At 63.0% G+C, this 12,679-nt stretch carries 11 protein-coding genes; 1 reads left to right on the top strand and 10 read right to left on the bottom strand.

Annotation, left to right across the window (positions count from 1 at the left end):
- Window positions 1-24: 24 nt before the first annotated feature.
- From AC1Z32_RS02665 to AC1Z32_RS02690, 6 genes are all read right to left on the bottom strand, one after another.
- Window positions 25-1,353, bottom strand: a complete 1,329-nt coding sequence (locus tag AC1Z32_RS02665; RefSeq protein WP_483477155.1) for an MFS transporter — start codon at window positions 1,351-1,353, stop codon at window positions 25-27.
- A gap of 64 nt (window positions 1,354-1,417) precedes the next feature.
- Complete coding sequence (locus AC1Z32_RS02670) at window positions 1,418-2,167, bottom strand: SDR family NAD(P)-dependent oxidoreductase (RefSeq protein ID WP_483477156.1); 750 nt, start codon at window positions 2,165-2,167, stop codon at window positions 1,418-1,420.
- Window positions 2,168-2,262: 95 nt separating this feature from the next.
- Window positions 2,263-3,156, bottom strand: a complete 894-nt coding sequence (locus AC1Z32_RS02675) for a LysR substrate-binding domain-containing protein (protein ID WP_483477157.1) — start codon at window positions 3,154-3,156, stop codon at window positions 2,263-2,265.
- A 6-nt stretch (window positions 3,157-3,162) separates the two neighbouring features.
- Window positions 3,163-3,750 carry a peroxidase-related enzyme gene (locus AC1Z32_RS02680; protein WP_483477158.1) on the bottom strand — a complete coding sequence of 196 codons (588 nt, stop codon included), beginning with the start codon at window positions 3,748-3,750 and terminating at the stop codon, window positions 3,163-3,165.
- 48 nt (window positions 3,751-3,798) lie between these two features.
- A complete protein-coding gene (locus AC1Z32_RS02685; RefSeq protein WP_483477159.1) occupies window positions 3,799-6,408 on the bottom strand; it encodes a PAS domain-containing hybrid sensor histidine kinase/response regulator in 2,610 nt (869 codons plus the stop codon).
- Between the two features lie 212 nt (window positions 6,409-6,620).
- On the bottom strand, window positions 6,621-6,806 hold the full coding sequence (locus tag AC1Z32_RS02690; protein WP_483477160.1) for a hypothetical protein: 186 nt from the start codon (window positions 6,804-6,806) through the stop codon (window positions 6,621-6,623).
- A gap of 231 nt (window positions 6,807-7,037) precedes the next feature.
- Here AC1Z32_RS02690 and AC1Z32_RS02695 point away from each other — a divergent pair, with 231 nt between their 5' ends.
- Window positions 7,038-8,135 (top strand): aldose epimerase family protein, encoded by a 1,098-nt coding sequence (locus AC1Z32_RS02695; protein ID WP_483477161.1) that lies wholly within the window; start codon window positions 7,038-7,040, stop codon window positions 8,133-8,135.
- Window positions 8,136-8,137: 2 nt separating this feature from the next.
- On the opposite strand, the gene AC1Z32_RS02700 is transcribed toward AC1Z32_RS02695, so the two are convergent.
- From AC1Z32_RS02700 to AC1Z32_RS02715, 4 genes are read right to left on the bottom strand one after another with little or no spacing between them, the layout of a single operon-like run.
- Complete coding sequence (locus tag AC1Z32_RS02700) at window positions 8,138-9,310, bottom strand: serine hydrolase domain-containing protein (RefSeq protein ID WP_483477162.1); 1,173 nt, start codon at window positions 9,308-9,310, stop codon at window positions 8,138-8,140.
- 2 nt (window positions 9,311-9,312) lie between these two features.
- Complete coding sequence (locus tag AC1Z32_RS02705; RefSeq protein ID WP_483477163.1) at window positions 9,313-10,488, bottom strand: serine hydrolase domain-containing protein; 1,176 nt, start codon at window positions 10,486-10,488, stop codon at window positions 9,313-9,315.
- Window positions 10,489-10,499: 11 nt separating this feature from the next.
- Window positions 10,500-11,906, bottom strand: coding sequence for a dihydropyrimidinase (gene hydA / locus AC1Z32_RS02710; RefSeq protein ID WP_483477164.1), 1,407 nt, complete (start codon window positions 11,904-11,906; stop codon window positions 10,500-10,502).
- Between the two features lie 11 nt (window positions 11,907-11,917).
- Complete coding sequence (locus tag AC1Z32_RS02715) at window positions 11,918-12,646, bottom strand: maleate cis-trans isomerase family protein (protein WP_483477165.1); 729 nt, start codon at window positions 12,644-12,646, stop codon at window positions 11,918-11,920.
- Window positions 12,647-12,679: the final 33 nt, after the last annotated feature.

Here is a 12,679-nt window from a genome sequence, read left to right on the forward strand (position 1 = left end):
GTTGTCTCCTTGAGTGAATTTGAATCAGCGGTTGACGGTCTTGGCGGGCACGAAGAACACGAGCACCGCGCCCAGCACGACAGCCACAGAGATGAAGATCAGGCCCGCGGTCGATTTGCCCGTGAAGTCGTTGAGCCAGCCGACGATCGCCGGCGAGAAGAAGCCCGCGAGATTGGCGAAGCAATTCACCGCCGCGATACCCGCCGCCGCCGACATGCCGCCGAGCACCGCGGTGGGCAGCGACCAGAATTGCGACGACGACGCGAGAATGCCCGCTGCCGCAATGCTCACGCAGACGATCGAGGCGCCCACGCCGCCGAGCAATGGCAAGGTGGCGAAGCCTGCTGCGGACACGAGCATCGGAATCGCGAGATGCAGGCGGCGTTCGCGGCGCTTGTCGGCACTCGCGCCGATCAGCGGCAGCGCGACGATGGCGCAGAGATACGGAATCGCGGTGAGAATGCCGACCCACAGCGGATCCGCGACGCCGGTGCGGCGGATGATCGTCGGCAGCCAGAACGTGAGTCCGTATTGACCCAGCACGACACAGAAGTAGATCGCGGCCATCAGCCACAGACGACGATCGCCGATGAACGCGCGGATCGACACGTGCTTGACCGTCTGCGCGTTGTCCTTTTCCACGTTGCGCTTGAGCAGTGCCTTTTCTTCGTCGCTGAGCCACTTCGCACCGGCGATGCCGTTGTCGAGATAGAAGAGGATCGCGACGCCGAGGAAGAGCGAGGGCAAGGCTTCGAGCATGAAGAGCCACTTCCATCCGGCGAGCCCGTGCACGCCCTGGAACGCATGCATGATGTAGCCGGAGAGCGGCCCGCCGACGATACCCGCGAGCGGAATCGCCATGAAGAAAAGCGAGAGCGCCTTGGCGCGGCGCGCGGCGGGGAACCAGTACGTGAGATAGAGGATCACGCCTGGCGCGAAGCCCGCTTCGGCGACGCCGAGCAGAAAGCGCAATACATAGAAGATGGTCGGCGACTTCACGAACACGAAGCTCGCGGAGATCACCGCCCACGTCAGCATGATGCGTGCGAGCCAGTTGCGCGCGCCCACTTTATGCAGAATCACGTTGCTGGGCACTTCGAACAGGAAGTAGCCGAGAAAGAAGATGCCTGCGCCGATGCCGTAGACGGTTTCGCTGAAGCGCAGATCGTTGAGCATCTGGAGCTTGGCGAAGCCGACGTTGACGCGATCCAGATACGCGCCGAGATAGCACAGCATCAGGAAGGGAATGAGGCGGCGCCCGACCTTGGCGTAGGTCTTGGATTCGAAGCTGCTTGCATCTTCCGACGATGCGAATACAGCACTTGCCGCCGGTGTGGCGAGTTTGGATTTCATCTGCGTCTCCAACCATGTTGCTGGCAAGGCGCCTCGGTTATTCCGAGTGCGCCGGTTCGTGCGATCAGTGAATCAGCATGCCGCCGTTCACATCGAGCGTGACGCCCGTGAGATACGACGAAAGATCGCTCGCGAGAAACAGGCATGCGTTCGCGATATCGGCTGCCTCGCCGAGCCGGCCGAGCGGAATGCCTTTGATGATGTCCGCGCGCATATCGGGCGTGAGCTTGTCGCCGGTGATATCGGTCTGGATGAGGCCCGGTGTGATCGAATTGACGCGGATGCCGTCGCCGCCGAACTCGCGCGCCATCGCCTTCGCGAGACCGAGCACGCCGGCTTTCGCCGCGCTGTAATGCGGCCCGCCGAAGATGCCGCCGCCACGCTGCGCCGACACCGACGACATGCACACGATACTTCCGCTCTTTTGCCTTTTCATCTGCGGAATCACGGCTTGCGACATGTTGAGCGTGCCGCGCAGGTTCACGCCGATGACGGCATCGAAGTTATCCGTGCCGATCTCCAGCGTCTTGATCGGCTGCGTGATGCCCGCGTTGTTGATGAGCACGTCGATGCGCCCGTACTTCTCGATCGTCGCGTTGGCGGCGGCGATGCACGCGGCCTTGTCGGTGACATCGCAGGCGAGGCCGAGATGACCTTCGCCCAGATCGTTCGCGGCGCTTTGGGCGTCGCCTTCCTTCAGATCCAGCACGACGATGCGTGCGCCCTGCGCGGCGAGCGCTTTGGCGGTTGCCTTGCCGATACCGCGCGCCGAAGCCGCGCCCGTGACGATCACTACCTGGTTCTCGAGCAACATCGTTGTCTCCGTGGATTTGTTTGGGTGTAGGCGAAGTTTCGTCGCCTTTGACCTGAGGATCAACGGAGTTTGGTTCAGGTATTGCTGAGAAATTTTCAGGTGTGGGTGCGACGCTCGATTTGCTCATCCATCCAGGCAAGAAACTTAGCCACCCGCGGCAGCCCCGCATTCTGACTCGGGTAAACCAGATGATGCGCCCCAACCTCAACCGCATACTCCTCGCCGAACACAGGCACTAAAGAACCCCGCTCCAGATGCACCGACGCGAGCATCGTGCTCTCCAGCGCGATCCCATGCCCCAGCGCCGCCGCTTCGAGCGACATATACGAGCGGTCGAACGAAAAATCGAACGCCTTGCGCTTCACCGCGACGCCGAACTTGCCGAACCACTGCTGCCATTGCACGAGCGGCGATTCGGAGAAGATCAGCCGCCGCTCCAGAAGATCGTCAGGCGATGACACCGGAAAGCGCTCGAGATAAGCGCGGGATGCAAGCGGCGCGATGGTTTCATGGCGCAGCGTCTTCACTTCGACATCGGTCCAATGTGCATAACCGTGACGCACATCGATATCGTAGTAACCGGACGTGAACGACACATTCTCATACGAGCACGCAAGGTTCATCTGAATGTCGCCGTTCGCTTCCTGAAACGCGGCGAGACGCGGCAACAGCCACATGAGCCCGAAGCTCGGGCTCGAATGAATCCGCAGTATCTCGACCGACGTTTCGCTCGACGCGCGCTCGGTCGCGCGATTCAGCTCAGCGAGCGCACCGGTCACATCGGAGAGATATTGCGTGCCGGTCGGCGTGAGCACGAGGCCGCGTCCGAGCCGCGTGAACAACGCACGCCCGACGATGCTCTCCAGATTCGCCAGTTGATGGCTGACGGCGGAAGGCGTGAGGCCGAGTTCGTCGGCGGCGCGATTGACGCTTTTCGTCCGCGCGACGCTTTCGAACGCAATGATGGCTTTCAGCGGAGGGAGGCGCATGGGTTCTTACTTCGGCTCCTTCGGCACACGCCCCATCAAAAAGAACTCGTCATTGGGTCGCATCGACATCACATTCGCCATGCGATTCGATAAGCCAAAGAACGCCGTGATCGCCGCGATGTCCCACACATCTTCATCGCTGAATCCATGCGCATGCAGTGCGGTGAAGTCATCGTCGTCCACGGTGCCCGACGCGCGGCACACCTTCAACGCAAAGTCGAGCATTGCTTTCTGACGCGGCGTGATATCCGCCTTGCGATGATTCACCGCCACCTGATCCGCGACGAGCGCGTTCTTTTCATAGATCCGCAAAATGGCCCCATGCGCGACGACGCAATAGAGGCAATCGTTCACCGCGCTCGTCGCAACGACGATCATCTCGCGCTCGCCCTTGGTCAGGCCGCCGTCCTTCAACATGAGCGCATCGTGATAGGCGAAGAATGCGCGGAACTCGTCGGGACGATGCGCGAGCGTGAGAAACACGTTCGGCACGAAGCCCGCCTTGTCCTGCACTTCGAGAATGCGCGCGCGGATATCGTCGGGCCATTCCCGCGGATCGGGAACGGGATAGCGGCTGATGGGCTTGTGCGTCATGACGTCCTCGAAGGCGTTGATCGAACGCCCATTGTAGAGCGAGGTTCGTCAGCGCGTGACTGTCAGCGAAGACAACAGCTTGAGCAGGCTGTCCACGTTTACCGGCTTCACGAAGTGGTAATCGAAACCCGCCGATTGCGCGCGCAGCCGGTCTTCTGCCTGCCCATAGCCCGTGATCGCGATCAGCAAAGGCGTCGTGTCGCCCTTGCGGCGCAGGCGTCGCGCAAGCGCGTAGCCGTCGATATCGGGCAGGCCGATATCGAGCAGCGCCACATCGGGCTTCAACAAGGGCGCGGCCTCCAACGCTTCGGACGACGAGTACGCGACGCGCGCGACATGTCCCTCCGACTCGCATAGCATCGCGAGCGAATCGGCGGCGTCGCGGTTATCGTCGACGACGAGTATGCGCAACGCGGCGCGCGTCTCGCGCACGCTCGTCTCCGAAAGGGCGAGCGCCGAATGCCGTTCGTGATGGGAGACGCGCGGCAGCCGCACGGTCACCGTCGTGCCGAGGCCCGGCCCCGGGCTTTGCACGGTGATCGTGCCTTTGTGCATCTCGACGAGCTTCTTCACGAGCGACAAGCCGATGCCGAGCCCGCCGTTCGAGCGGTCCAGCGTGCGCTCGCCTTGCGAGAAAAGCTCGAACACTTTCGGCAGGAGATCGGACGAAATGCCGGTGCCCGTATCGGCAATGACGATCGATACCCACGCATCGTCCGCCTGCACGCTCACGGAAATGCGCCCTTGCTCGGGCGTGTACTTGCTAGCATTGTTCAGCACGTTCACGAGAATCTGCGAGAGCCGCGTGGGATCGCCGCATACCCATGTGGTCGCGTCGGACACATCGACCTGAATGTTCTGCGAGCGCGACTCGACCATGCCCGCGATCGCTTCCACCGCGTGATACACCGCCGTGCCGACGAGTATCGGCTCGACTTGCAGCGCGATGCGCCCCTGCGTGATGCGCGAGACTTCGAGCAGATCATCGACGATGCGTGTCATGTGTTCCACTTGTCTGCCCATCAGATCGATGAGTTCGCGCAGATGCGTCTCGCCGTCCTGATCCTTTTGCAGAAGCGCGATGGCCGTGCGCAACGGCGCGAGCGGATTGCGCAGTTCATGCGCGAGCATCGCGAGGAATTCGTCCTTGCGGCGTCCGGCTTCGCGCAGCATCAGTTCCATATGCTTGCGCTCGGTGATGTCGATCACGCTGCCGATGATGCGCAACGGCTGGCCGTCCTTGCTGCGCTGGAGCAGCGCGTTGCCCTGCATCCATTGCTCGCCGTGCATGTTGCGCACGCGGAACTCGAAGGTGCCGTCGGGGTCCGCGCCTTGCGCGAGGCCGCGCACGTAGCGATCGAGTGCCGGACTGTCTTCCGGATGCACGCGTGCGAGCGCGGCCTCGTAACTGAGCGTCTCGGTGATCTGGCGCTCGCCGCCGGTTTCGAGAAAGAGCGTCCATGTCGCGAGTTCCAACGACGCGATGCGGATATGCGCGGCCTGCATCGCCACCGTCAGACGCAAGCTGCGCGCTTCGATCGCGGCCTGGGCCTCATAGCGCGGCGTGACGTCGGTCGTCGTGCCGAACCATTCCTGCAGGTTGCCTTTATCGTCGTAGAGCGGCGCGGCATGCGCCTCGACCATGCGATAAGCGCCGTCGCGCCGATACATGCGAAAGGTGAGCGTGCGCGCCGTGCCTTCGCGCAAGGCATCGAGCCATGCCCGATGCGTGCGCTCGCGATCGTCGGGATGGATGTAATCGAGCCAGCCCCAGCCGGACAATTCGTCGGGCGGCGTGCCCGTGAACTCCTCCCATTCCCCGCCCGATGGACGGATCTCGCCGTTCGCATCGGCGGACCAGACGAGCGCGCCCGTCGTCTCGACGAGCGCGCGATAGCGCCGCTCCGACAGGCTCAGACGTTCTTCGTCCGCGCGCTGCATGCTGATGTCGAAGCTCACGCCATAGACGCGCGCGAGCACGCCATGACGATCGAACTCGGGATGCCCGCGCATGCGCAGCCAGCGGCGTTGTCCCTGCTGGCCTTCGAGCACGAAGTCGAACTCGAACGGGCCGCCGTCGCGCAATGCTTCGGTGAGCTTGCGCTGGAAAGGCTCGCGATATTCCGGCGCGACACGGTCCCATACTTCCGAAAGCAGGACCGCTTCGGTGCCGGGCGGAAACGAGTAGAGCGCGGCGAGTTGCGCGGTCATGCGCACGACGCGCGTTTGCATGTCCCATTCCCACGCGCCCATGCGCGCGCCCGCGAACGCGGCCTGCAGACGCCGCTCGCTCGCCTCGTACATCGCCCATGCGTGACGGCACTCGTGTATGTCGATGGCTACGCCGACCGTATCGCCGATCTCTCCTTCTTCGTCGCGCCGCGCCTGCAGATGCAGCGTGTGCCAGCGAAAGGCGCCGTCGTTGCGCAGGAGACGCACGTCGACATTGCGCAGCAGCGTGCCGTCGCGCATTTGACGCAGCGCATCGAGAACAGGAGGGATGTCGTCCGGATGGACAAAAGCTTTCCAATGCCGCCCCACCAGCTCCGGAGACGGGACGCCAAGATACCGGCAAGCCCACGGATTCGCATACTGGATCACACCGTCGCGCGCCGCGCGCCACACGAACGACGGCAGAAAATGAGCAGGATCGTGCATGGGCGTCCTTGCTTCCTTATTCGGGCGAAACGCGTCGCCGGGCGCGGCATCGGAGTCTGCGATAGCTTGGGATACCATACAACAAAAGTGAAGCAATAACGCCGGCATGCGGCATTGCCGCTCGCCCCGTCAGCGAGCAGCATGTAATTTGTACGTTGTTAATCTGGCCTTTGGAATCCGCGTGGCGCGCGCACGTCACGCGGACCGGGCACTCATCCCGCTTCGCCGACGTCCTTCGGATTCGGCAACTCGTTCTCCTTGCCTCGGTGATCGCGCTTCGGCGGCGCGGGCTCGTTCTTCATCGCTTGCTGCTGCTCGTCGGACAAGCGGCGATCAGCCACGTTCGGATCCTCGGGCGTCTGCTTCGGCGGCGTTTGACGATCGGTCTGTTCGGTCATGAATGGCTCCTTGTCGTCTTCATCGATTGAGTGCGAACATCGGGCGCATCGCGCGTGCCCGGCCACGCGATCAGGCATAGGCGATGCTCGCGTCGCTTCTCGATCTCCCGGCCGCGACGCGATGCGCGCCGCAAAGCCGTATCGAACGATCATTCACTGATGCCGCTCATGTCATACACCAGGAAAGCCGTTGCCCTGGCGGCTTCGGCTGCTCTCGCTTGCGTAACGTCGATGCCGGGTCGCGCAACGGCGGCGTCCGTCGTTTCCGCACCGTATGGCGCGACGCAACAAGGACAGGCGGTCGCTCAATACACGCTGTCGAACGCGCGCGGGGTGACGATGAACTGCATCACGTACGGCGGCATCGTTACGCGTCTCGATGTGCCGGACCGGCGCGGGCGTCGCGCGGATATCGTGCTCGGCTTCAGCTCGCTCAGCGACTATGAGAAGCACAACGGCAAGATCCATTTCGGCGGGTTGATCGGACGATATGCGAACCGCATCGCGGATGGACGCTTCGAGCTCGAAGGGCGCAGCTACAAGCTGCCCGTCAATGAGCCGCCGAACACGTTGCACGGCGGCCCGCGCGGTTTCGACGAAAAGGTCTGGACCGTGGTCAGGACGTTTCAGGGCGCGCAGGGCGCGGGCGTGCAGCTTCGCTATGTGAGTCCAGACGGCGAGAACGGCTTTCCCGGCACACTCACCGTCGATGTGACTTACACGCTCACCGACGATAACGAAGTGCGCATCGACTATCGCGCGAAGACGGACAAGCCGACCGTCGTGAACCTCACGAATCACAGCTACTTCAATCTCGCGGGCGAGGGCAGCGGTAGTGTCGAAGCGCAGCTCATCATGATCGCGGGATCGAGCTACACGCCGACACGTCCCGATTCGATTCCGACCGGCGAGATCGTGAGTGTGGAAAACACGCCGCTGGATTTGCGCGCCCTGACGCCGATCGGCGCACGGCTGCGTTCGTCGCATCCGCAAGTGCGTTACGCACATGGCTACGATCACAACTGGAAGCTCAACAAGAACGGCCCGCGTAACGGCGAGCCGAGCTTCGCGGCGCGCGCCTACGATCCGTCGAGCGGACGCGTGCTCGATGTCTACACGACGCAGCCGGGCCTTCAGTTCTACACGGGCAACGGTCTGGACGGCAGCGTCATCGGCATGTCGGGCGCGGCGTACCGGCAGACGGATGGCTTCGCGCTCGAAGCCGAACATTTCCCGGATTCGCCGAATCGTCCAACGTTCCCGTCGACCGAGCTCAAGCCCGGCGACGAGTATCACGAGGTCACTGTCTGGAAGATCGGCGTGCGTTGAGTTCAGAGCTTCGGCAGATCAGTCGGGTCCACTTGCGTGCCGGGCACGCCTGACGTATGCGCGCTGACTGCGAGTTCATGCTGCAAGGCGTCGCGACGCTCCTTCGCTGGCCGCGCATGCTGCGCATTGTCGAGCGCGGGAATCACGTAGTCGTTCACCATCTGCCTGAACGTCTGGAGATTCTTCGCATCGCGCAAGCCGCCATCGACGGACATCACGCTCGTCATCACGATCACCGTCTTGCGCTCGGGCAGCACCGTGATGAATTGCCCCTTGAAGCCCATCGCGTCGAATTCCGGCTCGCGCTGCACAATGTTGTTGATCCACCAGTAGTAGCCGAAGTAAGGCGCAACACCGGGCGATGTCATCTGCGCGATCCATTGCTGCGGCACGACCTGGCGTCCTTGCCAGCGGCCATGATCGAGCACGAGCATGCCGATCTTCGCCATGTCGACGGCGCGCAGCCGCAGGCCCCATCCGGCGGAGACGAGACCCGAACGGTCCGCGCGCTCCCATACCGCGTGCTTCATGCCGAGCGGGCCGAAGAGATTCGCCTGCGCATAGCGTTCCACAGGCTCGTGCGCGGCGGCGCTCAGCATCGCGGCGGCGAGGATCGGATTGATGTCGGTGTATTCGAACTGCGAGCCGGGCGCGGCCTTGGGATTCGTTTTTGCGGCAAGCTTCAGGCGATCGGGCGCGGCGTAATAGATCGGATCGTCCTTCGGCTTGAAGTCGTAATGCAGGCCGCTCGACATCGAGAGCACATGTTTCAGCTCGACGTTGCGCTTGTCGGCGAAATCGGCGCGCAAGTCGGGCCGCCACGAAGCGAGCGTCGCGACGGAATCGTCGAGGCTCACCTTGCCCTGACCGATGAGCATGCCCGCGACCATCGACGTCACGGACTTCGTGACCGAATACAACTCGTAGTTCGAATCGCGCGATGCGCCCGCGCCGTAGCGCTCGAAAATCAGCTTGCCGTCTTTCACGACGAGCAGGCTGTAGACATCGAGCTTCTGCTCGCGAATCCATTGCGAGAGCCGCACGAGTTCGCGCGAATCGACACCCGCTTCTTCCGGCGATGCCTGCGTGAGACCGGCTTCGTGCAGCGGTGCAGCGGCATGCGCGCTCGCGAGCGATAACGCGACGATGGCCGTGAGCAGCAGAGGTTTCTTCATGATCAGGTCTCGGGTGCGTCGTTGAATGCGGCCGCGGTTCCCGGCACGCCCTGTGTCTTGTTGCTGCGTTCGAGTTCTTCCTTCAGTGCCTCGGTCTTCGCAGCCGTTGCGACGGGGCGCGTGGCCGGCGTCAGCGCGGGCAGGATGAAGTCATTCACCATGTGGCGGTACTGGTTGAGATAGGTGGCGTCGCGCAGGCCGCCATCGGTCGGCAACAGGCTCGTCATCACGACGACCGCATGCTGTTTCGGCAGCACCGTGATGAATTGCCCCTTGAAGCCCATCGCGCCGAATTCCGGCTGGCCCTTCTCGACGACGTGCTGAATCCAGCAGTAATAGCCGTAATCGGCGGCGGCGGGCGAGGGCGTGCTCATTTGTTTGATCCACGCCTGCGGCACGATTTGCTTGCCTTGCCAGCGGCCGTTGTCGAGCATCAGCATGCCGATCTTGGCCATATCGACCGCGCGCAGACGCAAGCCCCAGCCGCCCGCGACAGCGCCGGTCTCATCCACGCCGGTCCAGCGGTAATGCGACATGCCGAGCGGCCCGAACAGCTTCTTCTGCGCGAAGCGATCCTCGCGTTCGTGCGCGGCCACGCTCACCGCCGTGCCGACCAGCACCGGATTCACGTCGATGTAATCGAAGTCCGCGCCCGGCGCTTTCGCGGCGCGCGCCGTCACCGCGACGCGCAGACGATCCGGCGCGCCGTAGTAGAGCGGATCCGTGCCTTCGCGCGTCTGATAGCTGAGACCGCTCGACATCGACATAAGATGGCGAAGCTCGATGTTCTGCTTGTCCGCGAGTTGCGCGGCGAGATCGGGCCGCGCTTTCGCAATGAGCGGCGCGACCTTCGTCGACGGATTCAGCTTGCCTTCGCCTTCGAGCACACCGACGAGCAAGGACGTGATCGTCTTCGTGACCGAATACAGCTCGTAGTTGTTGTCGCGCGTGAGGCCGTCGCCATAGCGCTCGAACACGATCTTCCCGTCCTTCACCACGACGAGGCTGCGCACATCCATCTTGTCCGCGCGGATCCATTCCGACATGCGCACGAGCGGCGCCGAATCGACGCCGACGGATTCGGGCACGGCGCCCGGCATGTCCTTCCATGCGTCGCCCGCTGCATGCGCGGTGACGCAAACGAGCGCCGCCGCCATTGAAGTCGCTATGAGCTTCATCGCTTGCACCTTCATTCGAGGTTGGGTTTGCCCGCGGGCAGGAAGTGTCCGCGTCCGGCCTTCACGTTCAGGAGCCTGCCGTCTTCGACGAGCAGCTCGCCGCGCGAAAAGCAGTGACGCGGCCATCCCGTCACTTCGATACCTTCATAAGGCGTGTAATCGACCGCGTGATGCAGCGAAGCATTGGCGATCGTCACGCGCTTGTCCGGGTCCCACACGACGATGTCCGCGTCCGCTCCGACCGCGATCGTGCCTTTCCTCGGATACAGGCCATAGAGCTTCGCGGGCGCGAGCGACGTGAACTCGACAAACTGATGCAGCGAGATGCGTCCTTCCTTAACGCCCTTGAAAAGCAGAGGCAAGCGCGTTTCGAGCCCTGGAATGCCGTTCGGAATGTGATCGAACGAGACTTCCTTGCCGCCCGGCTTCTTGCCTTGAGGGTCGTCGTAAGAGAAGGGCGCGTGATCGGACGACACGAGCGAGAACACGCCCTGACGCAAGGCTTTCCACACTGCGTTCTGATTCGCGGGATCGCGCGGCGGCGGACTGCATACGCACTTCGCGCCTTCGTACTCGCCGTGGCCGAGATCGTCGGCGGTCAAGTACATATATTGCGGGCATGTTTCCGCGAGAATCGGCAGGCCGCGCGACTGTCCCCAGCGAATCTGCTCGATCGCATCCGCGCCCGATACGTGCACGATGAGAATCGGCACGTCGACGAGCTCGGCGAATGCGATCGCGCGATGCGTCGCTTCACGCTCGACGACAGCGGGCCGCGCGAGCGCATGCGCGTGCGGCGCATGCAGGCCTTTGCCCAGCAATCGTTCGGTGAGCCAGCCGATGCAGTCCGAGTTCTCAGCATGCACCATCACGAGCGCACCGTGCTCGCGCGCGACGGTGAGCACGTCGAGCATTTGACGGTCGTTGAGCTTGAGATCGTCGTAGGTCATATAGACCTTGAACGACGTGTAGCCGTTCTCGATGAGACACGGCAATTCTTCGGCGAGCACATGCGGCGTCGGATCGGCGACGATCAGGTGAAAGCCGTAATCGATCAGCGCGCGTCCTTCGGCGCGGCTGTGATAGTCGTCCACGGCGGCCTGCAGCGATTGGCCCTTCGCCTGCGCGGCGAACGGAATCACCGTGGTCGTGCCGCCGCACAAGGCGGAACGCGTGCCGCTGAGAAAATCGTCGGCCATGCGCAGGCCGTCGGGCATCGGCTGATCGAGATGACAGTGGCCGTCGACGCCGCCCGGCAACACCAGCATTCCGCTCGCATCAAGCTCGCGCGGCGCGCTCGGCAGGCCGTGCCCGAGCATCGCCACGCGGCCTTCGCGAATGCCGATGTCGCACGAAAACCGGTCCGACGCGGTGACGACGTCGGCGTGACGAATCACGAAGTCGAGATCGTTCGACATGGCATATCCCTTTAGATGACTTCGCTGAAGAGACGTCCCCAGCCCTTCACGCTGCGCGTGTCGTAATCGGCGAGCTGCAGCGATTTCCATACGACGGTTGCGATCGTGTCGTAGATGGGAATGCCGGTTTCTTCTTCGAGCTCGGGCACGAGATGCGCCGCGTTCAGGTTCGTGCAGAAGATGGAGATGGCGCGCGGCTTGTCCTTCGCCACTTCGCGCACCATGCGGCGGATTTCGTCGGCCTCGACCTCGGAGAACGAGAAGTTGACCTTCAGGTTCAGATGCCGCTCCGCAATGCAGTTCAGCCCTTCGCTGCGATAGTTCGCGATGATCTTCTCCTGCACGTCGTCGAGATACGGCGTGACGAGACCGAACTCGCGCGCATCGGTCTTCTTCAGGATTTCGTTCAGCGCGAGAACGGACGTGGTCGCGGGAATGCCGGTCGCTTCCGTGATGCGCCGGCACAGACGCTCGTCGGCCTCGAAGCCGAGCCAGCCCGACGATGTGCCGTTCCATGCGATCACGTCCACTTTCGCATCGGCGAGCAGTTGCGCGGCTTGCAGGATCTTCGAATCGTCGAACTGGCCGAGCGCCTGGTCGGAGAGCGAGATCTCCGTCACCGGAAAGCGCGCGAAATGCGCGGACACGCCTGGCAGATTCGCAACCATCGCGCTCGTCAGCGGTTCGAGCGAGGTGTTGGACGAAGGCGTGAGCATGCCGAGCAGGGTACGTTTTTTCATCGTGATGTCTCTTGTGTGAATTGAGCGAAGCGT

This window comes from Caballeronia sp. 11_S32 (genome assembly GCF_056930355.1).